General features: G+C 72.7%; 23 protein-coding genes and 1 pseudogene. 6 read left to right on the top strand and 18 right to left on the bottom strand.

Annotation, left to right across the window (positions count from 1 at the left end; translation table 11 throughout):
- Positions 1-93 precede the first annotated feature (93 nt).
- On the top strand, positions 94-771 hold the full coding sequence (locus ACGF5O_RS45975; RefSeq protein ID WP_393815913.1) for a GAP family protein: 678 nt from the start codon (positions 94-96) through the stop codon (positions 769-771).
- Positions 772-777: 6 nt separating this feature from the next.
- Here the strand turns inward: ACGF5O_RS45975 and ACGF5O_RS45970 are convergent, their stop codons facing one another.
- From ACGF5O_RS45970 to ACGF5O_RS45950, 5 genes are read right to left on the bottom strand one after another with little or no spacing between them, the layout of a single operon-like run.
- A complete protein-coding gene (locus ACGF5O_RS45970) occupies positions 778-933 on the bottom strand; it encodes a DUF6131 family protein (RefSeq protein WP_393815912.1) in 156 nt (51 codons plus the stop codon).
- Positions 930-1,634, bottom strand: coding sequence for a D-Ala-D-Ala dipeptidase VanX (gene vanX, locus ACGF5O_RS45965; protein ID WP_393815911.1), 705 nt, complete (start codon positions 1,632-1,634; stop codon positions 930-932). The genes ACGF5O_RS45970 and vanX overlap by 4 nt, the downstream gene beginning before the upstream one ends.
- Entirely contained in the window at positions 1,631-2,671 is a 1,041-nt protein-coding gene (gene vanA-Sc, locus ACGF5O_RS45960) for a D-alanine--(R)-lactate ligase VanA-Sc (RefSeq protein ID WP_393815910.1), read from the bottom strand. Before vanA-Sc ends, vanX begins: the two co-directional genes overlap by 4 nt.
- On the bottom strand, positions 2,664-3,665 hold the full coding sequence (locus tag ACGF5O_RS45955) for a D-isomer specific 2-hydroxyacid dehydrogenase family protein (protein WP_393815909.1): 1,002 nt from the start codon (positions 3,663-3,665) through the stop codon (positions 2,664-2,666). The genes vanA-Sc and ACGF5O_RS45955 overlap by 8 nt, the downstream gene beginning before the upstream one ends.
- On the bottom strand, positions 3,662-4,870 hold the full coding sequence (locus ACGF5O_RS45950) for a lipid II:glycine glycyltransferase FemX (protein ID WP_393815908.1): 1,209 nt from the start codon (positions 4,868-4,870) through the stop codon (positions 3,662-3,664). Before ACGF5O_RS45950 ends, ACGF5O_RS45955 begins: the two co-directional genes overlap by 4 nt.
- A gap of 87 nt (positions 4,871-4,957) precedes the next feature.
- Here ACGF5O_RS45950 and ACGF5O_RS45945 point away from each other — a divergent pair, with 87 nt between their 5' ends.
- Positions 4,958-5,644 (top strand): response regulator transcription factor, encoded by a 687-nt coding sequence (locus ACGF5O_RS45945; protein WP_393815907.1) that lies wholly within the window; start codon positions 4,958-4,960, stop codon positions 5,642-5,644.
- A gap of 339 nt (positions 5,645-5,983) precedes the next feature.
- Here ACGF5O_RS45945 and ACGF5O_RS45940 read toward each other — a convergent pair whose 3' ends face one another.
- The 4 genes from ACGF5O_RS45940 to ACGF5O_RS45925 are packed head-to-tail and all read right to left on the bottom strand — an operon-like array spanning position 5,984 to position 9,556.
- Positions 5,984-6,616, bottom strand: a complete 633-nt coding sequence (locus tag ACGF5O_RS45940; protein WP_393815906.1) for a TetR/AcrR family transcriptional regulator — start codon at positions 6,614-6,616, stop codon at positions 5,984-5,986.
- A gap of 33 nt (positions 6,617-6,649) precedes the next feature.
- The gene (locus ACGF5O_RS45935) at positions 6,650-7,882 is read right to left on the bottom strand and encodes a cytochrome P450 (protein ID WP_393815905.1); all 1,233 of its coding nucleotides are present in this window, start codon (positions 7,880-7,882) and stop codon (positions 6,650-6,652) included.
- A 43-nt stretch (positions 7,883-7,925) separates the two neighbouring features.
- Positions 7,926-9,320 (bottom strand): NAD(P)/FAD-dependent oxidoreductase, encoded by a 1,395-nt coding sequence (locus tag ACGF5O_RS45930; protein WP_393815904.1) that lies wholly within the window; start codon positions 9,318-9,320, stop codon positions 7,926-7,928.
- Positions 9,317-9,556: a ferredoxin gene (locus ACGF5O_RS45925; RefSeq protein WP_393815903.1), complete on the bottom strand. Its 240-nt coding sequence runs from the start codon at positions 9,554-9,556 to the stop codon at positions 9,317-9,319. The genes ACGF5O_RS45930 and ACGF5O_RS45925 overlap by 4 nt, the downstream gene beginning before the upstream one ends.
- A 495-nt stretch (positions 9,557-10,051) precedes the next feature.
- Between ACGF5O_RS45925 and ACGF5O_RS45920 the strand changes: the two genes are divergently transcribed.
- Positions 10,052-10,846 carry an SDR family oxidoreductase gene (locus tag ACGF5O_RS45920; RefSeq protein WP_393815994.1) on the top strand — a complete coding sequence of 265 codons (795 nt, stop codon included), beginning with the start codon at positions 10,052-10,054 and terminating at the stop codon, positions 10,844-10,846.
- A 51-nt stretch (positions 10,847-10,897) separates the two neighbouring features.
- On the opposite strand, the gene ACGF5O_RS45915 is transcribed toward ACGF5O_RS45920, so the two are convergent.
- The 5 genes from ACGF5O_RS45915 to ACGF5O_RS45895 form a co-directional block, all read right to left on the bottom strand.
- Positions 10,898-12,760: a glycoside hydrolase family 15 protein gene (locus ACGF5O_RS45915; protein WP_393815902.1), complete on the bottom strand. Its 1,863-nt coding sequence runs from the start codon at positions 12,758-12,760 to the stop codon at positions 10,898-10,900.
- Positions 12,761-12,863: 103 nt separating this feature from the next.
- Complete coding sequence (locus ACGF5O_RS45910; protein ID WP_393815901.1) at positions 12,864-13,664, bottom strand: DUF4239 domain-containing protein; 801 nt, start codon at positions 13,662-13,664, stop codon at positions 12,864-12,866.
- Between the two features lie 117 nt (positions 13,665-13,781).
- Positions 13,782-14,237, bottom strand: coding sequence for an ATP-binding protein (locus ACGF5O_RS45905; RefSeq protein WP_393815900.1), 456 nt, complete (start codon positions 14,235-14,237; stop codon positions 13,782-13,784).
- Positions 14,238-14,367: 130 nt separating this feature from the next.
- Positions 14,368-16,617, bottom strand: coding sequence for a protein kinase (locus ACGF5O_RS45900; protein WP_393815899.1), 2,250 nt, complete (start codon positions 16,615-16,617; stop codon positions 14,368-14,370).
- A gap of 230 nt (positions 16,618-16,847) precedes the next feature.
- Positions 16,848-17,141 carry a hypothetical protein gene (locus ACGF5O_RS45895; RefSeq protein WP_393815898.1) on the bottom strand — a complete coding sequence of 98 codons (294 nt, stop codon included), beginning with the start codon at positions 17,139-17,141 and terminating at the stop codon, positions 16,848-16,850.
- A 378-nt stretch (positions 17,142-17,519) separates the two neighbouring features.
- Here ACGF5O_RS45895 and ACGF5O_RS45890 point away from each other — a divergent pair, with 378 nt between their 5' ends.
- Together ACGF5O_RS45890 and ACGF5O_RS45885 are read left to right on the top strand one after the other, a co-directional pair.
- Positions 17,520-18,356 (top strand): alpha/beta fold hydrolase, encoded by an 837-nt coding sequence (locus ACGF5O_RS45890; protein WP_393815897.1) that lies wholly within the window; start codon positions 17,520-17,522, stop codon positions 18,354-18,356.
- Positions 18,349-18,942: a TetR/AcrR family transcriptional regulator gene (locus tag ACGF5O_RS45885; RefSeq protein ID WP_393815896.1), complete on the top strand. Its 594-nt coding sequence runs from the start codon at positions 18,349-18,351 to the stop codon at positions 18,940-18,942. The genes ACGF5O_RS45890 and ACGF5O_RS45885 overlap by 8 nt, the downstream gene beginning before the upstream one ends.
- On the opposite strand, the gene ACGF5O_RS45880 is transcribed toward ACGF5O_RS45885, so the two are convergent.
- The 3 genes from ACGF5O_RS45880 to ACGF5O_RS45870 form a co-directional block, all read right to left on the bottom strand.
- Complete coding sequence (locus ACGF5O_RS45880) at positions 18,917-19,120, bottom strand: hypothetical protein (RefSeq protein ID WP_393815895.1); 204 nt, start codon at positions 19,118-19,120, stop codon at positions 18,917-18,919. The genes ACGF5O_RS45885 and ACGF5O_RS45880 overlap by 26 nt on opposite strands.
- 54 nt (positions 19,121-19,174) lie before the next feature.
- Positions 19,175-20,095 (bottom strand): NADP-dependent oxidoreductase, encoded by a 921-nt coding sequence (locus ACGF5O_RS45875; RefSeq protein WP_393815894.1) that lies wholly within the window; start codon positions 20,093-20,095, stop codon positions 19,175-19,177.
- 220 nt (positions 20,096-20,315) lie between these two features.
- Positions 20,316-23,453, bottom strand: coding sequence for an FG-GAP-like repeat-containing protein (locus tag ACGF5O_RS45870; protein WP_393815893.1), 3,138 nt, complete (start codon positions 23,451-23,453; stop codon positions 20,316-20,318).
- Between the two features lie 540 nt (positions 23,454-23,993).
- On the opposite strand from ACGF5O_RS45870, the gene snpA reads away from it, so the two are divergent.
- Positions 23,994-24,800, top strand: coding sequence for a snapalysin (snpA, locus tag ACGF5O_RS45865; RefSeq protein WP_393815892.1), 807 nt, complete (start codon positions 23,994-23,996; stop codon positions 24,798-24,800).
- A gap of 153 nt (positions 24,801-24,953) precedes the next feature.
- Here the strand turns inward: snpA and ACGF5O_RS45860 are convergent.
- Positions 24,954-25,121, bottom strand: a pseudogene (locus ACGF5O_RS45860) (DNA-directed RNA polymerase subunit alpha); the annotation flags it as partial.

Raw genomic sequence — 25,121 nt, 5'->3', positions numbered from 1 at the left:
GGTTCCCGAGGACAGATCCGGCCGGGGGCAGGAGGATGGAAGCGACGGAAGCGACGGACGGGGTGGGGCGTGCCGGCGGCGTCGGAGGCGACCATGGGTGCAGTTCTCGGTGACGTACTGGGTTTCGCGGCGGCCGTCGCGGTCAGCCCGCTGCCGATCATCGCGGTCATCCTGATCCTCGCCACGCCCCGGGGCCGCCTCAACGGCGTCCTGTTCACGGTCGGCTGGATCCTGGGCCTCGCGGTGCTGGGCGCGATCATGCTGGCCATCGCCTCCCCCGCGCACGCCTCCGAACACAACCATCCGGCCACCTGGGTGGGAGCCCTGAAGCTCGCCCTGGGCCTGTTCCTCGTCGTCTTCGGCGCCCGGCTGTGGCACCGGCGCCCGCGGGATCCCTCGGAGGCCCGGCTGCCGAAGTGGATGAGCGCGATCGACCGGCTCACCCCGGTCAAGGTCTTCGCGCTGGGCGTGGCCCTGGCCGCGCTCAACGCGAAGAACGCCCCGCTGACCATCGCCGCGGGCGCCGCGATCGGCTCGGCGGGACTACCGGTGGCGCAGCAGGTCGGGGCGCTGGCGGTCTTCGTCGTGATCGCCACCCTCGGCCTGCTGGTCCCCCTGGGGGTCTTCCTGCTCGGCGGCGAGCGGGCCAGGACCACGCTCGGCAGCTGGAAGGACTGGGCGGCTCAGCACAACGTCGCCGTCATGGCGGTCCTGTTCTTCGTCCTCGGGCTGAAACTGCTCGGAGACGGCATCTCCGTCCTCACCTCCTGACGGAACTCACCAGTAGTGACGCCGGCCGGCGACCGCGTGCCCCATGGACCCCATGATCCAGAAGACGGCCCCGACGACGAGCAGGATGATGCCCAGCGTCCACAGGATCGATATGCCCGTGAAGAATCCGACGACGAGCAGGATGATTCCGAGAGCGATCATGACGGTGCCTCCTTGTGCGTTCCATGACCTCTGTGACCTCTGTCGGTATTCCGGGTTCCCCGAAGCGGTGAGGTCATTCCAGCGGCGGTCGGCCAGGTGACGGGAAAGTCGAAATAGGTGTCCGGATAAGGCTCGTCCTTCAGCGAGTAATGCCACCATTCGCAGGCGTACGGGTCGAAACCCGAGGCCGCCATGACCGAGCGGAGCCGCCGCCGGTTCGCCGCCTCGGCCTGCGTGATCCCCCGCGCTCCGTGGTGCGAGACCGCATCCATCAGGTCGTGGCCGCCGCCCATGGGGGCGAGTTCACCGGTGGCCAGGTGATACAGCGTCAGGTCGACGGTGCTGCCCCGGCTGTGGCCCGACCTCGCGGCCACGTATCCCAGGTCGAACATCTGGGCCCTGCCGATGTTCGGATAGTGCCGCGGCTTCGTCCGGCCGTCCTCCGGCTGCCGCGACCAGCGCAGGAAGCAGTCCACGGCGCGCTGCGGGCGGTAACCGTCCCAGAGCAGGAGTCCGAAGCCGAGGGACGCCGCCTCTTCCCGCGCCTTCTCCAGGGCCGCGCAGAGGGCCGTCGTACCGACGATCCGATTGGCCAGGTAGCCGTCCACGGGTTTGCCGGTGAAGTTGTCCCAGGTGGCGTACTTGGCGTCCCAGCGGATTCCCGGGACCAGCTCGTCCACGAAGGCGAAGCCGTCCGTCACCGGTTCTTCCCCGTCAGCGCGAGCGCCACCGTCCGGTCGATCACTTCGGCGAGCGGCAGCCCCGCGGCCGCCATCATCCTCGGATAACGGCTGTACGAGGTCATGCCGGGCAGCGTGTTGACCTCGTTGAGGACCACTTCCCCGTCCTCCCTGAGGAACATGTCCACCCGCGCGAGTCCCCCGCACCCCAGGGCGCGGTACACGGCCTTCGCCGTCTCCCGGACGCGGGCGCGGGACTCGGCCGGGATGTCGGCGGGGACGACCGCAGTCGAGTTCTCGGAGCCGTTCTCCGGCGCGGACTCCTGGTGGATCCTGAAGAACCCGTGCGAGAGGGCGATACGGTCCACCTCGCCCGTGACCAGATCCCCGCCGTTCCCCAGCACGGCGCAGCCGATCTCGCTGCCGACGACTGCCTCCTCGACCAGCACCTTGGAGTCGTACCGCCGTGCGGCCTCCACCGCGCCCGGCAGGTCCTCCGCCCGGGACACCTTGCCGACGCCGAACGACGACCCGGAACGGGCCGGTTTCACGAAGACGGGGTAGGTGAACCGTCCGGGATCGACGTCCTCGTCCGCCGTCACGGTCCGGAAGGCCGGCGTGGCGATTCCCGCGCCCGCGGCGACGAGGTAGGCGAGGGACTTGTCCATGCACAGCGCGGAACTCTGCACGTCGCAGCCGACGTAGGGGATGCCGGAGAGCTCCAGCAGGCCCTGCACCGCACCGTCCTCGCCGTATCTGCCGTGCAGCACCGGCAGCACGACGTCGAGGCGGACCGTGCCGTACCGTCCCTGCTCCAGGACGAGCAGGCCGTGGACGTCGCTGTCGGGCGACAGCAGCACCGGCCGGCCGCCGCCGTTCTCCCAGCCGGGTCCCGGGCCGTCGCAGAGCCGCCATGCGCCGTTCCTCGTGATCCCGACGTAGAACGGTTCGTATTTCTCGGTGTCGAGGTTCCGCGCGACCTCCTGCGCGGACCTGACGGAGACGGGGTGTTCCTCGGAACGGCCCCCGAATATGACTCCGACCTTCAGCTTAGCCATGCTCATTCCGTTCGTTCCGGCTCTCGAATTCCATGGAGTCGACGAATCCCAGGCAGTTGGCAAGGGAGTTCTCGACCGTGTCGCGCAGGGCGTGGTCCGTGTAATAGGCGGTGTGCGGAGTGACGACCACGTTCGGCAGTTCCTGGAGCCGCAGCAGCGGTTTGCTCTCGACGGGGCTGTTCCTGTGGTCGGTGTAGAAGATCCCCTCCTCCTTTTCGAGGACGTCCAGTGCCGCGCCGCCGAGCCGTCCGCTCTCCAGTGCCGCGACCAGGGCCTCGGTGTCCACCAGCGGACCGCGTCCGGTGTTGACGACGAACGCGCCGGGTTTCATCCGCCCGATACGCCCGCGGTCGAGAAGGTGGTGCGTGTCCGCGGTGAGCGGTGCGTGCAGCGTCACCACGTCGCTCCGCGAGAGCAGTTCGTCGAGCGGCACGTAGTCGGCGGCGGTCTTGGGACGTCTGTCGTGGGCCAGCACCCGGCAGCCGAAACCCCGCAGTCTGACCACGACGGCGGTGCCGATGCGCCCCGTTCCCACCACCCCGACGGTCAGGTCGCGCAGTTCCCTTCCGCGCACCTCGTTCAGCCGGTAGTCGTGCAGGTCCGCGCGGCGCAGGGTGGACCGTGCGTTCCGTACGGCCATCAGCATCAGCATCAGCGTGTAGTCGGCCACGCTGTCGGGCGAGTAGGCGACGTTCTCGACGGTGATGCCGAGCCCCGCCGCGTACGCCACGTCGATGTGGTTGCGGCCGACGCTCCGCGTGGAGACGTACGTGACGCCGGCCCGGGCGAGGGCGCGGAGCGTGGCGTGCGTGATCCGGGTCTTGTGCCCCACGCTGACGCACCGGTTGCCGGGAGCCAGTGCGGCGTTGGCCTCGGACACCGCCGCCGCCGTGATGGTCGGCAGGGCGCCGAGGCGGGGAGCCAGCTCCCGGAACAGGACGGCCTCGTCCGGCCCGCATCCGTAGACGGTGATCCCCGTACCGCGCGCCGTCACCGCCCGCGCCGCTTCATGTAGAGGTCGAAGGCCCGGTAGACCAGCGGGCGCAGCGGCAGGTCCCACTCGCCGGCGTACCGCACCGCACGGCCCCCGGTGCCGGCCTTGAACCGGACCAGCCCGGCGTGCGGGTCGCCCGCGTCCAGGGTGGGGGTGATGCCCCGCAGGTCGTAGACGTCGCAGCCGGCCGCCAGCGAGTCGCGGATCATCGCCCACTGGCAGGCGTTGGAGCCGCGTACCTCGCGCTTCTCGGTGGCGGAGGCGCCGTAGGAGTAGCAGGCGTGACCGCCGACCCGGACCAGGACGGCGGCGGCGACCGGGTCGCCCCGGTGGCGGGCCAGGTAGAGCCTGATCCGGCCGGGGTCCTCGGCGGCCAGCGCCGCGAACATGGTCTCGAAGTAGCGCAGCGGCCGGGGCGTGAAGCGGTCGCGCTCGGCGGTGTGGACGTAGAGGTCGTGGAACGCCTTCAGGTCCGTGCCGACCGAGACCTCCACGCCCGCCCTTGCCGCCTTCCTGATGTTGCGGCGCCAGAGCTGGTTCATGCCCCCGAACAGGTCGTCCTCGGTGCGGCCTGCCAGCGGGAGCTCGTACTTGAACTGCGGATGCCCGACCCCGAAGCCGTCCTCGGGGCTCTGCGGCAGCCAGCCGGCGTCCCGGAGCCCGGCGGTCACGTGGACGCCGACCGGGTCGGCGGGCCCGCCGGGCAGGTCGGTGATACGGCCGACGCCCGGGTCGGCGATGCCCTCCTTGACCTGGTCGGCGCTCCAGGTGTGCGTGCGCACCGGCGGCCCGAGCCGGATCGCGAACGCGCCGTGGGCCCGGAGCCGGGCCGCCAGCGGGTCGAGCCACGGGCCGAGCTCGCCGGTCCAGTCGATGACCGGGCCCTCGGGCAGGTAGGCCAGCGTGTAGCGCTCCAGTCGCGGCACCGGGCGGTGCAGGACGAGCCCGGCGCCGACCAGCCGCCGGCCGTCGAACCAGCCGAGCGACTCGCTGCGCCACTCGGTCTTGACCCGGCCCCACGCCGGGGTCTGCAGGAAACTGACGGACCGCTGTGCCCGCACGAACGCCAGGTGCTCGGCGGCGCCGATCGGTTCGACACGCAGCCGCCGGCCGGCGGCCTCCGGACGGTGTGCGGCCCGGCCCGCCGGACCGCCGGCCGCACCGGCCGCGGCTGCCGCTGTTCGTGCTGGTTCGCTGTAGGACATGCGGCCAGCCAAGGCGGCGCGGTGTTGCCGGCGCGTATGCGGATTTCGATACGCCGGCCATAGGTGCCGGCTCGTAGCCTCGAAGGCATGCGTGTGCTGATCGTCGAGGACGAGCCCTATCTGGCGGAGGCCATCCGCGACGGCCTGCGCCTGGAGGCGATCGCCGCCGACATCGCGGGCGACGGCGGTACGGCGCTGGAGCTGCTGGGCGTCAACGGCTACGACATCGCCGTCCTGGACCGCGACATCCCGGGACCGTCGGGGGACGAGGTCGCCCGGCGCATCGTCGCCTCCGGCAGCGGCATGCCGATCCTCATGCTCACCGCGGCCGACCGCCTCGACGACAAGGCGTCCGGCTTCGAACTCGGCGCCGACGACTACCTCACGAAACCCTTCGAGCTCCAGGAACTCGTGCTCAGGCTCCGCGCCCTCGACCGCAGACGCGCCCACAGCAGGCCGCCGGTGCGGGAGATCGCGGGGCTGCGGCTTGACCCGTTCCGCCGGGAGGTCTACCGGGACGGCCAGTACGTCGCGCTGACCAGGAAGCAGTTCGCCGTACTCGAAGTCCTCGTCGGCGCCGAAGGCGGTGTCGTCAGCGCCGAGGAACTCCTGGAACGCGCGTGGGACGCGAACGCCGACCCGTTCACCAACGCCGTACGCATCACCGTCTCGGCCCTCCGCAAACGCCTCGGCGAGCCCTGGATCATCACCACCGTCCCCGGCACCGGCTACCGCATCACCACGGACCCGCCCCCCACGCACAAGAAACACTGAGACAAGCCGCGCCCGGGCACCCGCGCCGAGGGCAGACCCGGATCAGCCGGCGCCCGGGGAGGGGGCGGGCCCGGATCAGCTGCCGCCCGGGGCAGGAGCACGCCCGCATCAGCCGACGCCCAGGGCAGGAGCACGCCCGGATCAGCCAATGCCCAGGCCGAGGGCAGACCCGGTTCAGCCGGCGCCCGGGGCGGGGCGGGCCCGGTTCGGCCGGCGGCCGGGGCGGGGGCAGACCCGGATCAGCCGGCGCCCAAGCCGAGGGCAGGACCGGATCAGCCGGCGCCCGGGCCGCAGGCAGATCCCGGTTCGGTCGGCGTCGGGAGTGAGGGTGTGCTCGCTTCAGCCGGTCTCCGGGGAGCCGTGGAAGGCGCCGGCCAGTACGGGGACCAGCCAGCGCTCAATCTGTTCGGGGGGTGCGTCGACGAGTTCGGTGGCTATGGGTGCCAGCACGAGCCAGTTCAGCAGGCCGGCCGCGCAGCGGATGCGGAAGTCCAGCTCCGGCTCGCCGACTCCGGGGAGCCTCGCCGAGAGCACCCGGACGATGTCCCGCCGGGACTGATGGAACTTCCCGGTCAGCCGGCCCCAGCCCTCCGGGGGGTCGATGCCGACCCGGGCGACCGTCCGCATGACCGCCAGATCCCGTCCGCCGGCCGCCAGCGCGCGCATCATCGGCCGCGCGAACGCCCTGGCCAGGTCCTCCATGCCGGAGGCCGCGCCGAGCGAGGCGACCTCCTCGATCTGCGCGTCCAGGTACCGCTCCAGCGCGTCCTCTATCGCCGAGTCGCACAGCGCCTTCAGCGACCCGAAGTGGTAGCTGACGGCGGAGACGTTGGCGCCCGCGCGATCCGTGATCTCCCGGAGGGTCACGCCCTCCTGGCCGCGCCGTGCGAGCAACTCCTGCGCGGCGGCCAGCAGGCCGTCCCGCGTCCGCTGACCGGCCTCACGGCGCTGATCGGTCCGTTCCGTCACCATGCACAGAACTCAAACAGCCGCTTGATTTCCCTGTCAAGCGGCGCGCTGACCACCGTGCTGCTCGACCTGCAGATGGATCGGGCCGCGCAGTACGGGGCTGCGCCGGTACGGGGGCGGGTCGGTGACGAGGGTGGGGGTGTCGAGGCGGCGGGTGAGTTCGGTGAGGGCGATCTGGGCCTCGCGGCGGGCGAGGGGGCCGCCGAAGCAGAGGTGGATGCCGCTGCCGAAGCCGAGGTGCTGGTTGTCCCGCCGGTCGGGGTCGAAGCGGTCCGGGTCGTGGAAGCGGTCGGGGTCGCGGCTGCCCGAGGCCAGCATCAGCATGATCTGCGAGCCCTTGGGGATGACGGTGTCGGCCACGGTGATGTCGCTGTACGCCGCCCGCCACGGGATGATGTGCACGGGCGGTTCGTAGCGCAGGAGTTCCTCGACCAGCGGCACGACCAGGTCCGGTTCGGTGCGCAGCCGTTGCAGCAGGTGCGGGTGGCGCAGCAGGGTCAGCATGCCGTTGGTGATGAGGTTGACGGTGGTCTCGTGGCCGGCGATCAGCAGCAGGTTGGCGGTGCTGATGATCTCCTCGTCGGTCATCCGCCCGTCCGGCCCGTCGTCGTTGGCCAGCCGGGACAGCAGATCGTCGCTGGGCCGGCCGTGGCGCTGCTCGACCAGGCCGCCGAGGTACTCGCGCAGGTCGTGCCGGGCCCGCACCCCGTTGTCGAGTTTCTCCTGCGGGTCGGTCCTGGCGTCGTAGTCGATCGCGTTGATGATGTCGTTGACCCACACCCGGAACCGCGGTTCGTCCTCGCGTGGCACGCCGAGCAGGTGGCAGATCACCGTGACGGGGAACGGGTAGGCGAGGTCGTCGACGATGTCGATCCGCTCCTTGCCCGCGACGTCGTCGATCAGGCCGCCGACGGTGTCGGCCAGGGCGGGTTCCAGGCCGGTCACCAGCCCGGGGGTGTGCGGCGGGCCGAAGTGGCGCATCGCCATCCGCCGCAGCCGGTCGTGCTCGGGCGGGTCCATGTTGATGAACGCCGGAGTGTCCCCGCCCGGGGCCGAGGGCATCGGATGCGCCAGGTTGCGCACGTCGGAGCTGAGGTGCGGGTTGTGCAGGACGTCCTCCAGCTCGCGGTACGTGCTGATGACGTAGCTGCCGTCGTCCTGCAGGGCCACCGGCGTCCGGCGCAGCTCCGCGTAGAGCGGGTACGGGTCGGCCCGGGAGGAGTAGTCGAGGATCCGGCGCAGCGTGTCGGGCGCCTCGGTCGTGGTCATCTCGCTGTCCTTTCCGCCTGACGGTGGACTCCGGCCGGTGGGCCTAACGGTGGTGCTGGTGCGCGGCCGTGACGCGGCGCTCGCCCGGGTCGTGTCCGGTGACGACCACGGTGGCGCCCTGGGCGAGCAGGGTGGGGCCGGGGAAGTCGACGGGCACGGGTTTCGTGTCGACGGGCTGGTCCGGCGTGGGGCAGGGCGGCGGGAAGGGCGCGGCCGTCTCGATGAGACGCCGGTAGTGGTCCAGCCACTTCGCGTTGTTGAAGGTGACCGCCGCGGTGACCCGGCCCTGGTAGCCGTAGGCGGCGACGAAGCGGTGGTCGGAGACCGATCCCTGGGTGACGACCACCTCGTCGGCGAAGGTCGGCACACCGACGGACTTGATGTTGACGCCGAACTGGATCGACCAGAACCGCGGGATGGACAGGTGGGGCCAGCGTTCCGCCTGGCCGTGGACCATGTTGTGGGCGGCGACCTCGGCCTGCTCCACGGCGTTGGCCCAGTGCTCCAGCGAGATGAGCCGGTACTCGTAGACCGGGTTCGGGCAGCGGGCCACGTCCCCGGCGACGAAGACGTCGTCGGTGATCAGGCCGTTGAGGTCCATGGCCCGGCAGCCCGTGTCGCAGGCGACGCCCCAGACACCGGCCGCCAGTCCGGAGCCCTGCAGCCACTCGGTGTTGCGGATGCCGCCGAGCGCGACCACCGCCACGTCGGTGTCGATCGTGCTGCCGTCGTCGAAGTGGGCACGGCGCAGCCGCCCCTGGGCGTCGCCCTCCAGCTGCGTGACCTTGACCCCGCACCGCAGGTCCACGCCGTGGGCGCGCTGCATCTCCGCCGCCACCTCGCCGACCATCGCGCCGAGCGCCCCGACCAGCGGGTACGGCGCGAGTTCGGCGACGGTCACCGGGATGTCCCTTTCCCGGCAGATGGAGGCGATCTCGGAGCCGGTGAATCCCGCGCCGATGACCAGCACCCGGGAGGGCCCGGCGGCCAGCGCCCGCTGGAGCCCTTCGGCGTGCTCGCGGGTGCGGACGACGAACACCCCGTCCAGCTCGGCCTCGGACTCGACGAACCAGGGCCGGGCCCGCACCCCGGTGGAGATCAGCACCCGGTCGAAGGGGACCTCGCGTCCGTCGGCGAGCCGCACATGGTCGGTGGCCAGGTCGAGACCGGTGGCGGGCACGCCCAGCAGCCACTCCGCGTCGATCTCGCGGCGGCGCGGCAGCGTGGTGCCGTCGGCCGGCACCCACCCGGTCAGGACCTGCTTGGACAAGGGGGGACGGTCGTAGGGCTCGCCCAGCTCGTCGCCGATCATCGTCAGCGACCCGGTGAACCCCTCGTCGCGCAGGGACTCCGCGGCCCGCAGCCCCGCCAGCGACGCGCCGACGATCACGATGCGGCCGTCGCGCTTGAACGCACGCAGGTTGTCGGCGCTGGTCATGGCCTCGACGCCTCCAACGGTGCGTCCTGCCGGTCCGGCCGCCCCTCCAGCCGGTCGACCAGGATCGCCTGCACGGGGCAGGCCGCCGCGGCCCGCAGCACCCGTTCGCGCTGGGCGTCGTCGGGGGTCGGGTCGTACATCAGCGCTTCCTCGCCGTGCATCCGGAACGCGTCCGGGGCCAGGAACGCGCACTGCGCATACCCTTCGCATCGGGAAAGATCAACGACGACTCGCATCCCGGCCTCCACAGGGGCTGCAGGCTGCGGAGGCGGCGCGCCGAACCCGTCGGGCCTCCGCAGGAGGTATCTGGTGATCGCGAGAGAGAACGCGAGAGAAAAGCGGGAGTGAGCGGTCGTCACGCAACGGCGAACGGCGTCGCCGAGACCGCCCCGATATCCCGCTATTTCACCCGATCAGCGTATGCCGCGCACACACCGTCCGCACCCCGGGAAGTGCGGTGCGCGCGGCCCCGCACGACGCTGCGGGCCGCCGCCGACGCCCCCGCGCCGCGGACTCCGACCGGGCGAAGATCCTGCGCCGCGCAGCGCAACGCGGTCCGCCACGGCAGGCCGTCGCCGCACCCCGGTGCTTGGCTGAGGCCCGGACCTCCGGGCGACGGGCCCGGCGGACGCGGGTACGCAGTGGAGGAGCGGGACATCGTGAGTTCCACCGAGGAGACGTCCGGAGCGTCCGGGGCGTCCGGGGCGTCCCGGGGTGTGATCCCCGCCCATCTGCTGCGCGGGCAGAAGGCCCTGGTGACCGGCGCCAACTCCGGCATCGGCAGGGCGACCGCCGTCGCCCTGGGCCGGGCGGGCGCCGACGTCGTCGTCAACTACGTGGCCGGCCGCGAGGAGGCCGAGGAGGTGGTCGAGGAGATCACCGGCCTCGGGGTCCGGGCCGCCGCCTACGAGGCGGACGTCTCCGACGAGCGGCAGGTCGTCGCCATGACGGACCGGATGGTCCGGGAGTTCGGGACGATCGACATCCTGGTCGCCAACGCCGGACTCCAGCGGGACGCCCCGGTCACCGAGATGACCCTCGCCCAGTGGCAGAAGGTCCTGGAGGTCAACCTCACCGGACAGTTCCTGTGCGCCCGCGAGGCCACCAAGGAGTTCCTGCGCCGCGGAGTGGTCCCCGAGGTGTCGCGCGCCGCCGGGAAGATCATCTGCATGAGCTCGGTGCACCAGATCATCCCGTGGGCCGGGCACGTCAACTACGCGTCCTCCAAGGGCGGCGTGCAGATGATGATGGAGACGCTGGCCCAGGAGCTCGCCCCGAAGAAGATCCGCGTGAACGCGATCGCCCCCGGAGCCATCAGGACCCCCATCAACCGCGCCGCCTGGGAGACCCCCGAGGCCCGGGAGGACCTGCTGCGGCTGATCCCCTACGACCGCATCGGCGACCCCGAGGACATCGGCCACGCGGCCGTGGGCCTCGCCTCCGACCTCATGGACTACGTCGTGGGCACCACCCTGTACGTCGACGGCGGCATGACCCTCTTCCCGGGCTTCGCGACCGGCGGGTGACACCCACGGCACCGGGTGACACCGGCGGCCGGCCGCGCGCTCCCGTCGCGCCTAGGCGTGCCGGACGAGCCCGGACCGCCGGCTGTCGAGAGCCCGGTCGAGGGTGAGGGCCGAGTCGATGAGGGCGAGATGGGTGAACGCCTGCGGGAAGTTCCCGAGCTGGCGGCCCGTCGGGTCGATCTCCTCGGAGTACAGGCCCAGGTGGTTGGCGTACCCCATCATCTTCTCGAAGACCAGCCGCGCCCGGTCCGTGCGGCCCGCGCGCGCCAGGGCGTCGACGTACATGAACGTGCAGAGCGAGAAGGTGCCCTCCGAGCCGCGCAGGCCGTCGGGCGAGGCACTGGGGTTGTAGCGGTAGACCAGGCTGTCGCTGACCAGTTCCTCCTCCATGGCGTCCAGGGTGGCCGACCACATCGGGTCCCCGGGGGTGAGGAACCCGACCGTCGCCATCCGCAGCAGCGAGGAGTCCAGGACCTGGCCGCCGTAGTGCTGGACGAAGGCCTGCCGGTCCTCGCTCCAGCCCCTGGCCATGACCTGCTCGTAGACGGCGTCCCGTGCGGCCTGCCAGCGGCCGGCCGCCGCCGGCCACCCGTTGGACTCGGCGAGGCGCAGCGCCCGGTCGAACGCCACCCACGACATCACCCGGCCGTACGTGAAGTCCCGGCGGCCGCCGCGGGTCTCCCAAATGCCCTCCTCCGCCTGGTCCCAGTGGTCGGCCAGCCAGTCCAGGTCCGTCCGCAGCGAGGCCCAGCCCCGGTGCCCGAGCGTCAAGCCGTACCGGTGCGCGAAGTAGATGCTGTCCAGGGCCTCGCCGTAGATGTCCAGCTGGAGCTGGGTGGCGGCGCCGTTGCCGATCCGGACCGGGGCGGAGCCCGCGTAGCCCTCCCAGTGGCCGAGGATCTGCTCGCTCAGCTCGGAGGAGCCGTCGACCGCGTACATGATGTCGAGCGGGCCCGTGCCCCGGTCGCCGTCGGCCCCCTCCTTGACCCGGTCGCCCAGCCAGCCGACGAACGCCCTGGCTTCCTCCGTGAAACCCAGTCCCAGCAGGGCGTACACGGAGAAGGAGGCGTCCCGGATCCAGGTGAAGCGGTAGTCCCAGTTGCGCTCGCCGCCCAGTTGCTCGGGGAGCGCCGCCGTCGGGGCGGCCACCACCGCGCCGCTCGGTGCGAAGGTCATGAGCTTCAGCGTGATCGCGGACCGCTCCACCACCTCCCGCCAGCGCCCGGTGTACGTGGACTGCGCCATCCAGGACCGCCAGAACGCCACCGTCTCGTCGAAGAGCTGTTCGTGTTCGGCCCCCCGGATCTCCCTGGGCGGTGCCTCGGCCCCCGTCTCCAGGATCAGCCCGCGCTGCTCACCGGCTTCCAGGGTGAGCGTGACCTGGAGGTCGGCGTCCCGGTACGTCAGCACGTCGGCGAGCCGCCGGTCCTCCGGCTCCCGGACGGGGTGCACGGTGAGCTCCGTACCGTCCTCCGCGGCGAAGACGGCTCCGTGCCGGGTGATGTGCAACTGGTGTTTCATGCGCCCGTAGTCGAACCGCGGGGCGATCTCCACGACGAAGGTCATGGTGCCGCGCACGCAGCGGACCAGGCGGACCAGCCGGTGCCGGTCCGTGACCGTCGTACCGGTCACGGGCATGAAGTCGACGACCTCCCCGGCGCCCGCCTCGGTCATGAACCGGGTCACCAGGATCGCCGTGTCCGGCAGGTACAACTGCTTGGTCGAATAGGTCGGGTGCGCCGGCCGGACCGTGCAGTGGCCGCCGTTGTCCTTGTCCAGAAGCGCCCCGAACACACTCGGCGAGTCGAACCGCGGGGAGCAGAACCAGTCGACCGCCCCGTCCGTGGTGACCAGCGCCGCGGTCTGCAGGTCGCCGATCAGCCCGTGGTTCTCGATCAGCGGGTAGTCGTCCATCGGGGCGCCCCTTCCGGTGTGCGATTCACCCGAATGCCCCCGCATCAGCCTAAGCCGCGGCCCCCGCCCCGGCTCGTCGGACGGGGCAGGGGCCGCGGCTGTGTCAGCGCTGCGTCGCCGGCCAGTACCGGGCGAGGGCCCCTTCCCGGTACGGGGCCGGGCTGACGCTGAGGTCGCCGGAGAAGGGGCGGTCCAGGACGAAGACCAGCAGCAGGCTGAAGCCGACGAGCCCGGCGACCGAGGCGACGAACAGGATCTGGACCCGCAGTTTGCGCATCCCGAACAGGAACGTGAGCGGGACCAGGACGAGGGCGCCGCCGACGGCCAGGGCCTTGAGCAGCGGGGGGAGTTCCTGGCGGGCCATGGTGATGCGGGCGCGCCGCTGGGAGGCGACGTCGTCGAGGTGGCCGACGGTCTGCTGGTAGAAGACCTGCTCCTGCTCGGTCTTCGGGTCGTACGTCTGCAACACGTGGAAGGCGGCCTGGAGATGGGTCTCCGTGGCCCCGTAGCTGGGGTGCCCCGCGCGCATCCGCGGCCACTGGTCCTCGACGACCGCGTGCACGTAGCCGCTCATGGCCGAGTCGACGCCGGCCCGCACCGCCGCCGGGAACGCGGCGGCGTCCCGGGTGATCAGCGCCGCGTCGGTGGCCTCGGCGGCGACGATGGTCTGGGTGTCCTCCAGCTGCGTCCACAGCGTGACGATCACGAAGGCGAGGATGATCCCGTAGATGGCGCCGAACATCCCCAGCGTCACCCCCACCATGTCGTTGTGCTCCCCGCCGGCCAGCGACGGGTACCTGCGCCGCAGCAGCACACTGCCGGCGACGGCCGCGAGAACGGTGCCGCCGACGGTGACGACGGCCAGCGTGAAGGTACTGAAATGGTTGAGCAGCCAGAGCGACATGGGCCCGGAGTCTAGGCCGGACACAACGACCCGAAACCGCTGCTCAGTTGGCGGCCCCGGGCGCACGGGGAGAAGTTCACACCACCGGGTGAGCGGGCCGGGTCACCCGCCGGTGCCCTAGGGGGCGGCGGGCCCGCGCAGGCGGAGGTGCGCGACGACCTGCTTGCCGGTCTCCCGCGCGACCGCGGTGTGCAGCCGGCCGCACAGCCGGGTGACCAGGTGCAGGCCGTGTCCGCCGACGCGGCGGGGGTCGTGTGCGGACAGTACGGGCGGCCGGGGCGAAGTGTCGCTCACCGCGATGCGCAGCAGGCCGGCGTCGGCCGACACCTCCAGGGCCAGACCGACCGGTCCGGGTGCGTGGCGTACCGCGTTGGTGACCAGTTCGCTGACGACGAGCTGGGCGTCCTGGCTCGGCCGGTGGTCCGGAGGGTGCCCGGCCCGGTCCAGCAGCGCGCGTACGGCGACCCGGGCGGCGGCGACCGGGGTGTCCGCGGTGTCCCAGGTGGCGCGGTAGCGCAGCGGCGCCCCGGGCTCCTCTCCGTCCGAAGCCCGGTTCCTCAGCGGGGTGACCATAGAGAACTCTTTCCGTGGGCGTCCTCGTCGTCCGACACAGGCTCTCGCCGTCGTACGAATGCGCCTACCCGCCGTCTCCTCGTTCATGGGGCGGTCCGCCCGGTCAGCCGGGTCTGGCCGGTCAGGCCGGTCAGGCGGGGCCGTCCGGGCTTCGGGAGAAGGCCGTGTCGCCGGCCGTCGCGACGATCGCGTCCCTGACGAGCAGCACCTGCGGCGGGTAGCTCTGCGTCTTGTCGCCGGGGTCGTCGAGTGCGGAGGTGCGCCAGACCTCCGCCCCGGTGCGGCTGTCCAGGGCCAGCAGGCGGCCGAACCGGTTGGCGAAGTAGACCCGCCCGTACGACGCGGACACCGCGGGCGCGGAGAGGCTCTCCACGTCCGTCACCTTCCGCCAGAGTTCCCTGCCGCTGTCGGCCGACACCGCGGTGACCGACCCGTCGGACCGGACGAAGTAGACGACACCGTCCACCAGGGTGGCCGCGCCGGTCAGCGGACGGGCCAGCGGTGTCCGGGTGATCCTCCCGGTGTCCGGGGCCACCCGCAGCAGCGCGTTGTACGGCCGTTCGTACCCGGCTTCGTACACGTCCTTCGCGGTCTGCGGGGCGAGGAACAGGGGTTGGCCGCCGACGGCCCCGAGCGCCTCCGACTTCTTGGGCAGGGTGGCGGTCTCCGTCAGGCTGCCGGGTCCGAGCCGCATCAGCTCGACCGGGGCCCGGCCCGCCTCGGTGCCCTTCGTGCACAGGGCGTAGGGGTCGCCGCCCAGCACCGACGTGGTGCAGTACTCGTCCAGCGAGGGCGCCCGCCACAGCTCCTCGCCGGACGGCCCGTAGGCCACGAACGACGCGGCGTCGGGAGACAGGGTGAGCAGCCCGCCGTCGTACAGGACCGCGTCCTCGGACTTGCTGATGTCGCGCTGCCAGCGCCGGTTCCCGGTGCCGGCGTCGAGGGCCACCACGCGCCTGACGGTGTCGTCCGGATCCTCGTACACGTAGACCAGCCCGTCGCGGACGCCGATCGGCCGCACCCCCTGGGGGCGGGTCCCGGCCCGCCACAGGGTGCGGCCGGAGGACGCGTCGATCCTGGCGGCCGTGAAGCCCGTACCGCCGCAGAACAGGGCGCTGCCCGCCGCCACGCAGCCGGGGGTGCCGTAGTCGAGGGGGACGCCCCGCACGTCGTACCGCAGTGCCTTCTGCCAGGGCCGCCAGCCGTCGGGCAGTGAGGCGGTACGGGCGGTGGCGCCGGCGGTGGCGGGCCCGGAGGCGGCGGTGGAGTCCGGGCCCGCCACGAAGTCGGCCACTCCGACACCCAGCAGGGCGACCGCCAGCACCGCGCCGAGGCCGGCGAGCAGCATCCGGGCACGGCGCCGCTTGCCAGGGGCGGTGGGGGTGGCGGTGGCGGTCGCGGTCGCGGTGGGAGCGACACCCGTGCCGGTGCCGGTGCCTGTGCCCGTGCCGGTGCCGACCCCTGTGCCTGTGCCGGTCGTGGCGCCCCCCGACGTGGTGGCCGTGGTCCGGGAAGCGGGGTGGCTCCGGGGCTTCGCGGGCTGCCCGGCCTCCGGGGACGCGACGGCGCCTGACTCCGGCAGCGCCCGGAGCATGCGGTGTATCTCCGTCAGTTCCGGCCGTGCGGCGGGGTCCTTGTCCAGGCAGCGCTCGACGATGCCGAGGAACGCCTCGGGCACCCCGTCGAGGTCCGGGCTCCCGTGCACCACCTGATAGCCGGTGATGTAGGGGCTGTCGGCGTCGAACGGTCCCGTGCCGACGGCCGCGAAGACCAGCAGCGACCCCAGCGAGAAGACGTCGGAGGCCGGGGTGACGTCCCGGGGAGCGGCCAGCTGCTCCGGCGACATGAAGGGCGGGGTGCCGATCATCCGCCCGGTCGTGGTGAGGCTCTGGTTGTCCTCCGCGCGCGATATGCCGAAGTCGATGACGCGCGGCCCGTCGTCGGTCATCAGGACGTTGCGCGGTTTGAGGTCGCGGTGGACCAGGCCCGCCCGGTGGATGTCGCGCAGCGCCTCGGCGAGCCCCAGCCCCAGCGCGCGCAGGTCCCGCGGGCTCAACGGGCCGTCCTTCTCGACGACTTCGGCGAGGTTGAGGCCCGGTACGTAGAGCGTCGCCATCCACGGCCGGTCGGCGTCCGGGTCGGCGTCCACGACCGGCGCGGTGAAGGCGCCGCTGACTCTGCGGGCCGCCGCGATCTCCTGCCGGAAGCGCGTCCGGAACTCCTCCTCCTGCGCGTAGGCCCCGCGCACGAGCTTGACCGCGACCTGCCGTCCCGAGGCGGAGACCCCGAGATAGACGACCCCCATGCCGCCCGCGCCGAGCCGGCCGAGCAGGGTGTAGCCGCCTATGGACTCCGGGTCCCCGGTGTTCAGGGGCGTCATCGCCGATCATCCCTCCCAGCGCCTGCCTGCCTCACGGGGATCACAGTAGGGCCTGCCGCCGGGCCGGTCCCCGGCGGCCGAGGTCCGCGGTGCGCGGTGCGCGGTGCGCGGTGCGCGGTGCGCCGACAGTCGTGGACTCCGCTGGTGAAGTCCGCCGACCGAGCCCGCAGTTGCCCGCGCGACACGTGCTCCTGTCCGGCCGGCTGCTCCACGACCGCGCTGCCGGGGTGTCAGCCGCGGACGGCGGCGGCCTCGTCGAAGGCCTGTTGCATGCCGATGGCACCGTCGCTGCGCACCCAGGCCTCCGTCGCGACCTCGGCGCGAGCCAGGGCGCAGGCGACGAGGGCGCGGGCCAGGATCTCGGCGCCGGGGCCCGGGCCGGGGCCGGGGCCGGGGCGGGGCCAGGGCGGGGCCAGGGCCGGGCCAGGGCCGGGCCAGGGGCGGAGGCGGAGGCGGGGGCGGAGGCGGGGGCGGGGGCGCCGTTCAGGCGTCCGACGATCTCGGGCACGAGCAGTTCGGCCCACTGCCGGCGCTTCCCCAGCTGCCGTCCGCGCAGGGACGGCGACGCGTGGAGCGTGGCGGTGATCCGGAGGAGTTCGTCGGGCGGGTACGCAAGCGACGCGGAGAGCGTGGCCAGTGCCGCCCGCAGCGCGTCCCACGGGCCCCGTCCGCGGGCCGTTCCGCCGGCGCGGCCTGAAGGACCCGGTCGCCGCAACGGCCCGATGGCGAGCCCGGGTCGGGCGATGAGCAGGCGGCGCGCCGTCCTGCTCATGGGGTCCGCCACCGCCCGACAGCCGGCCGACCACCGGGCGATGCCCAGTTCGCCGTTGACAGGCTCGGCTAACAGCATTAGCTTGGGCTAACACTGTTAGCCGAGCTGGCCGGGCCTGCTGGAGGATGCCATGACCGAGTACCTCGCCGTCGACGGCGGCACGATCGCATACGAGGTGGCGGGGTCCGGCCCGCTGGTCGTTCTCGCGCACGGCATGGGCGACAGCCGCGCCGCGTACCGTGCCGTGGTCCCGCGGCTGGTGGCGGCGGGCTACCGGGTCGCCGCGGTCGACCTGCGCGGCTGCGGCGAGTCCAGCGCCGACTGGCCGGCCTGGAGCCGCACCGCCATCGCCGGCGACCTGCTCGCCGTGATCCGCCACCTGGGCGGCCCGGCCGTGCTCGTCGGCCACTCGATCTCCGGCGGCGCCGCCACCATCGCCGCGGCGCGGGAGCCCTCGCTGGTCACCGCGGTCGTCGAGCTGGCGCCGTTCACCCGCTCGCAGTCGATCCGCCTCGGCGACCTGCGGGTCAGGCGCTTCCGGCGGGGCATGCTGCGGCTGCTCGGCGCGGGTGTGTTCGGCTCCGTGCCGCTCTGGCGTTCGTACCTCGACGTCGCCTACCCCGGGGCGAAGCCGGCCGACTGGGCCGGGCGGCTCGGCCGTATCGACTCCATGCTGCGCGAGCCGGGCCGGATGAAGGCCCTGCAGGGCATGGGCCGCAGCACCCCGGCCGACGCGGGCGCGCAGCTCGGCAACGTCCGCTGCCCGGTGCTGGTCGTGATGGGCACCCTCGACCCCGACTGGGCCGACCCGCGCGCCGAAGGGGCGGCGATCGTCGACGCCCTGCCCGCCGGCCTCGGCAGCCTGGAGTTGGTCGAGGGCGCCGGGCACTACCCGCACGACCAGTTCCCCGACCAGGTGGTCGCGCTCGTGCTCCGCTTCCTCCGCCCGGCCGCCGCGCGTGCCTAGGGCGGGCCTGGACCCGGCGGCCGTCGTCACGGCCGCTGCCGCCCTCGCCGACGAGGTGGGCTTCGCCAACCTGACGATGGGCCTGCTGGCCGAGCGGGTGGGCGTCCGCACCCCGTCCCTGTACAAACACGTGGGCGGCCAGGAGGACCTCAACCGGCGCATCGCGGCCCGGGCGCTGGGCGAGGCGGCCGACGCCGTCGGCGGAGCGGTCCGGGGGCGCGCGGGGCCGGACGCCCTGGCGGCAGCGGCACGCGCGTTCCGGGCCTTCGCCCTGAACCACCCCGGCCGGTACGCCGCGACGATCGGCGTGGAACCGTCCGGCCCCGACGATCCGCTGGCCGTCGCGGGACAGCGGCTGCTCGGCGCGTTCCTGGACGCCCTGCGCGGCTACGACATCCCGGAGTCCGAGGTGGACCACGCCCTGCGCACGCTCCGCAGCCTCTGCCACGGCTTCGCCACGCTGCAGGCGGACAACGGCTTCCAGTGGAGCTCCGGCATCGACGCGAGCTTCGAATGGCTGATCGCCTTCGCCGACCGGGGCCTGCGCGCCGACGCCCGGGCTACGCCTTCGGGTCGTCGGCCCTGAGCCCGTCCCCGGTGTCCGCGACGAAGGCGACCAGCCGTCCGGCCCGCTCGGCCCGCTCGGTCCGGCCGGTGTTCTCGGTGCGGACGTGGTGGGCGCCGGGCCGCTCGACCCGGTTCCGGCCCTGCCGGTAGGCGGTCACGGGCTTGCCGTCGGGTTCGCGGCGCACGGTGCCTTTCACGGCGGGGCTCCCTCGCTCTTCTTCACTCTCCTTCGCCCCCCCCTTCGCTCTTCTTCACCCCTCCGCGACGCGGATGATCGTCTTGCCCGGGGTGCGCGGGCCCGGGCCGAACGCCGCGGGGGCTTCGGCGAGCGGTCGTACGGCACCGACGGCCGGCTTGAGGCGGCCGTCCCTCAGCCGGGCGGCCAGGTCGGCGAGGCGGGCCCGGTCGGGTTCGACGACGAAGAAGACCGCGCGCCCGTCCCTGGGCCGGACCTTGGGCGGCATGGCGATGGTGACGAGCGTGCCGCCGGCCCGGACCAGGGCCGCCGAGCGGTCGAGGACGTCGCCGCCGATCACGTCGAGGACGACGTCGACCTCGCCGGCGTCCGCCAGGTTCTCGGTCCGCAGGTCCAGGAAGGCGTCGACGCCCAGGGCGAGCGCCCGCTCCCGGTCGGCGGTCCGGCCGGTGCCGATCACCCGGGCGCCGGCCTCGCGGGCGAGTTGCACGGCGATCGAGCCGACCCCGCCCGTGGCCCCGTGGACCAGGACGGTCTGCCCGGTGGCCAGCCGGCCGTGGTCGAACAGGCCCTGCCAGGCGGTCAGGCCGGAGATCGGCAGCGCGGCGGCCGTGACGTGGTCGATGTCCGCCGGCAGTGGCGCGAGGTTGCGGGCCTCCACCGCGGTGTACTCGGCGAGCGATCCGTCGCGGGTCCAGTCGGCCAGCCCGAACACCCGCTGGCCGACGCTCAGGCCGGTGGTGCCGTACCCCAACTCCACCACGACACCCGACAGTTCGTGACCGGGCACGCTCGGCGTCCGGTCGCGTCCCGCACGGTCGGTCCAGGTGCCCGGCCAGTCCAGCTCGCCAGGGGTGAAGCCCGCGGCGTGCACCCGCACGACGACGTCGTTCTCGGCCGCGTGGGGGTAGGGGTGCTCCGTCAGGGACAGCCCTGCCAGGCCTGCGTCACGGTCTCGTACGGTGATGGCTTTCATAAGCGTCCGTTCCTTACCGGGAGGGTGACGGGAGCGGGCTGCCCGCTCGCCAGGGAGACGAGGCAGCCCCTCCGGGTGTCAGACCCGTACCAGTTTGTCCGGGTTGATGACCCTACGGTACGCGGCGGTCAGGCCGTCCGTGATCTGCACCGTGCCGACGGAGCAGATCCGGCCCTCGCAGTGGAACACGAGGGCGGGCTCGACGGAACCGGCTCGCCGCCTACGAAAGGGACTTGTAGCCGCCCCAGCCGCTCGCGATCTGCGCCCGCGCGCCGAACGAGCCCTTGCCGTCGCCGTTGTTGCGCCACACCTTGCCGCTGGTGTCGCGGGAGACCAGGTCCGGCCTGCCGTCGCCCGTGATGTCGCCGACCCCGACGACCGCGTTGTACGAGCCGCCCCAGTTCGAGAAGACCTTGACGCGGGCCGCGAACGTGCCGTCGCCCCTGCCGTTGTAGCGGTAGAGGTTGTCGGACTTGTCCTGGGCCAGGAGGTCGGCCTTGCCGTCGCCCGTGACGTCGCCGACGCCGAGGATCTTCTTGTACGTCTTCCAGTTGTCGTAGAGCTTCACGCGGGCGGCGAGCTTGCCGGTGCTGGTCCCCTTGTAGAGGTAGACCGCTCCGGTGGACGCGTTCCGCGCGATCAGGTCCGGGCGGCCGTCCCCGCTCACGTCGCCGGGCGAGGTGAGCGCGTTGTACTGCGTCCAGCCGCCGGTCCCGAGGGTGGTGTACTTCGTCGACGGCTTGACCGCCGCCCCGCAGCCCGGCTTGTACAGCCGCAGCGCGCCGCTGCTGTAGCGGACGAGGGCGTCGTTGCAGCGGTCGCCGCTCAGGTCGCCGAAGGGGACCGCCAGGACGGTCGTGGGCCAGCCGGTGCCGGTGTACCTGTCGCCGAACTTCCCCGTGCCCGTGCCGCTGTGGAAGGTCAGCCCGCCCGAGGAGTTCAGGGTGAGCAGGTCGCCGCGGCCGTCCGGGCCGTCGGGGCTGACGAAGTCGCGGCGCACCGCGGCCCCGCGTTGCAGGAAGCCGTCGCCGCCGGTCACGGTGTCCGGCGTGGCGGTGCCGAGGCCGGTCGCCTTCAGGGTCCAGGTGAAGCGGCCGTTGGGGAAGTAACTCCCGCCCGCCGTCTTCCCGTTCCAGTTCGCCGTCACCCGGGCGGTGGTCGCGCCGCCGGTGAGGGTGCGGGTGGCCCTGCCGTTGGCGCCGCTCTGCACCGAGGTGAAGGTGAGCGACCAGGAGGTGACCGGGCGGGACAGCACCCAGCCGCCCTCGAACGGCGTCCCCGGGTCCACGTAGCTGCCGGCCGAGGTCTCGAAGGCCGTCACGGCGGACGGGGCGATGCCCGTGGTGGTGACGTGGGTGCGCTCGTAGACGTCGAACCAGGCGACCAGGCCGGTGTACTCGTCGACCGTCCAGCGGTAACGGCGGTCCACGGTCAGGCCCTTGTCGGCGAGGTCGGAGGCGATGGTGCGGGTGGTGCCGGTGGCCGCCTCGGTGCGGACCAGGGTGTGCGTGCCGTGGTCGTGGCGGACGGTGAACCCGTCGCCGAGCAGCACGTCGCCGGGGGTGACCGCCCTGGACGTACCGGACCTGGTGTCGTACACGCCCGCCGAGTCCGTCCCGCAGGCCCAGTACACCCAGCGCCCCGCCGCCTGCAGTTCGCTCGGCACGCAGGCCAGGCCCGGGACGGTCACGGTGGTGAGCGTCTTCTCCTCCGGGATGCCGTACGAGGTGAGCTTGCCGGCGGTGGTGGTGGCGCTCCACAGGGTGGAGCCGTTCAGGGCGGCGGCGCGCACGGACCGCTTCAGCCGCTGGCCCTGGCCGAACTCGCCGACGTACTGCGCCGGACTGGTGCCGCCGGAGTCGAAGACCGCGTAGTCGTCGGAGACGTCGACGATGTGGCCGCCCCGGCCGCCGAAGTCCAGCTCGTGGCCGCCGATCTCCACCAGCCGGTCGTCGCCGAGGCTCTCGCCCTCGTCGGTGCCGCCGTTCGAGTCGAGGTAGACGTCCCGGGCGGCGAGGTTGCCCCACAGCGCCGAGCACGTGGTGCCCGCGTACGGGCAGAGGGCCTCGTAGACCGAGCGACTCGCCGTGGCCTCGGACGCCGTGAGCGTCGCGGAGCCGTCGGTGGTGAGGGTGCGCACGGAGGTGGTGTCCGCGACGGCGTCCGGGTCGTCCTCGGCGACCCGCAGGCTGCCGCGGCTGAGCGCGATGCCCGTCTTGGCGTTCTCCACCGCCGGGGTCTGCTGGACCTTCTCCGCCTTCGGCGTGCCGTCAGCGGCCTGGGTCACCCGCCGCACCCACCAGTCGGTGGCGTCGGTGCCGCCGGTGACCAGCGCACCGCCGTCCCCCGCCGCCACCGTGTACGCGCCCGCGCTCGCCAGCAGGGTCTGCTGCACCGAGGGATCGTCCACGTCGACCGCGAGCAGCCGGGAGCCGAGGGCGCTGGAGGACAGCGGCAGCACCAGCCAGTCGCCGACCAGGACCGGCTCGCCGTCGAGCGCGCCCGGGTGGGTGGGCAGCGTGACGGCCTGCTCGGCGGCCGTGAGGTCGGTGCGGGACTTCAGGTGCAGCTCGGCGGTGCCGGCGTCGTACCAGCCGACACGGTCCTCGCTCATCACGTAGTGATCGGCATAGGTGGCTTCGGTGAACAGGGTGGTGCTCACGGCCGAGGCGATGTCGATGTAACGGAGCGAGCCGAAGGTGCGTTCCGCGACGAACACACCGGCGGAGTCCGCGGCGAGCACGTCCTCACTCGTGAGGTTCGTCGCGTCACCGGTGACGGTGCGGGTGCGCCACGCGCCGCCGCCGTCTCCGCCGTCTCCGCCGTCGACCTTGTCGATCAGGGAGTGGGTGGTGACGATCGTGTCGCCCGCGAGAGCCCGGTAGTAGCCCTCGCCGGAGGCGCTCCAGCTCACCTTCTCGGAGGTGGCCGTCGCCGGGTCCCACAGGGTGGCGTACGTGTCGTTGGCCGTGGTCGGCAGCGCGACCAGGTCGCCGTCCGCGCCGTACCAGGCGATACGGCACTCGGAGCCGATGTTGGTGCAGCCGGTGCCCGGGGTGTAGACGCCGCCGGCGTTCGCCACGGTCACGGTCCTGCCGGTCGCGTAGTCGGTCCACAGCAGTCCGGTCCTGCCGGTCTGCCGGTGCAGGAAGCCGGTGTCGCCCGCGACGTACGGGCGGTCGGTGCGCGGTGTGGTGGAGCCCGGGTCGACCAGGGTGATCGCGGCGGTCTCGGCCTCGGCCGCCGCGGCGGAGCCGCCGCTCTCCGACAGGACGGCGACGGACGCGGCCACGACGGCGAGCGCGAGCGAGGAGACGGCGGCGGTCAGCCCGCCCCGTCCCAGGGCGTGTCTGCCCACGTGAAGTTCCCTCCCCCCACGAGGGCCCCCGCCCTCGCACAAGTGGCCGGATCTTACTCGACTCTTACCGACGGGCGGCGATCGGCCGACGGCAACTCATGGCCGGTAAAGCAGGAAATAAACGGAAGCTCACGTTCTATGACCTCGGTCACAGGGTTCGACCGATCAACCGGTGTGCTTAGTAGACACGCCGCGGCAGACATTTGGGCATTTGTCCGTCTTGGCCCTGATGTGAAGCCGCACGCGGGTCCCGGAACTCCGCCCGGCCGGCCGCCCGGCCCACCACCCCGTCACCGCACGGCTTCTGACGCCGCGTCGGTTTCTCCGCCCGTCGCCGTCCCCGGGCCGGAGAGCCGGGCACCGCCTTCGCGCGCTCCGGGGACCTACGAGGCCGCGTAGTGGCGGGACCCCTTTGCGCTCCCTGTGAAGCAGTTCTAAGAATGTCGACCCACAGGACGTCGCCGCAGTTCGGAACCGGTGTGTACGCCGAGTCGGCCGTGCACCGGGCGCGGCGTCACCGAGTGAGTAGGAGCCCCCCACATGAACTCGTCCCGAACGTCCGCGAGACCCCTCGCTCTCGCCCTCACGCTCGGCCTGGGACTGGCCGCCGGCGCGCTGGGCGCTGCGGCGCCGGCGAGCGCCCGGACGGCCGCCGCCCCGTCCGCCTCGGCCGGTACCCGCGTGGCACGGTACGACGGGACGGGTGAGGAGGCCGCGAACAACAAGGCGTTCTTCCAGGCCGTACTCAAGTCGGTCGCCGAGAAGCGCGCCGCCCAGCCCGCCGGGCAGGCCGTGACCATCACCTACGACGACTCCCGGGCACCGAGCTTCCGCTCGCAGATAGCGAGCGCGGCCTCGATATGGAACAGCTCCGAGTCCAACGTCAAGCTCCAGGAGGCGTCGAGCGGCGCCGACTTCTCCTACTACGAGGGCAACGACCAGCGCGGGTCCTACGCCTCCACCAACGGCCACGGAGGCGGCTACATCTTCATCGACTACAGCCAGAGCCGGCAGTACGACTCGGTCCGCGTCGTCGCCCACGAGACCGGGCACGTGCTGGGCCTGCAGGACGACTACACCGGGCCGTGCAGCGAGCTGATGTCGGGCGGCGGCGCGGGCACGTCCTGCACCAACCGCTACCCGGACGCCGCCGAGCGCTCACGCGTCGACCAGCTGTGGGCCACCGGGGGCGCGCAGGCCCCGAACACCACGGCGAACCAGCCCGCCGGCCAGCCGGGCACCACGGTGAACCAGCCGGCCGGCCAGCCGGGCACCACGCCCCAGGTACCGACCCTGATACCGGGCCAGCTCCCGGGGCGCCTGCTCGTCCTCACGCCCTGGGGCTGACGCCCCGGACCGCCGGAACTCCGGAGGCAGCCCCGTAGGGGCGCCTCCGGAAGGGGCGCGGGGCGGTGTCGACATGCGACTCCGTCGCGTGGGCGCGACAAGCCACAGCGGACCCGCACCCGCACCCGAGTACGGACCGGAAGGCCCGAGCCCTCAGTACTGCTCGGTCTCCATGAAGCCCGTGCCCCCGTTGTCGTCCGCGCCGAACGCGTCGACGGCGGCGGTCGGGTCGAATCCGGGCGGGCTGTCCTTGAGGGCCAGGCCCATGCCGGCCAGCTTCGCCTTGACCTCGTCGATGGACTTCGCACCGAAGTTGCGGAT

The organism is Streptomyces sp. NPDC048291 (assembly GCF_043201715.1).
Taxonomy (GTDB): Bacteria; Actinomycetota; Actinomycetes; order Streptomycetales; family Streptomycetaceae; genus Streptomyces.
Note: the sequence above shows the minus strand (reverse complement) of the source record. Positions and strands in the feature narration are given on the sequence as shown.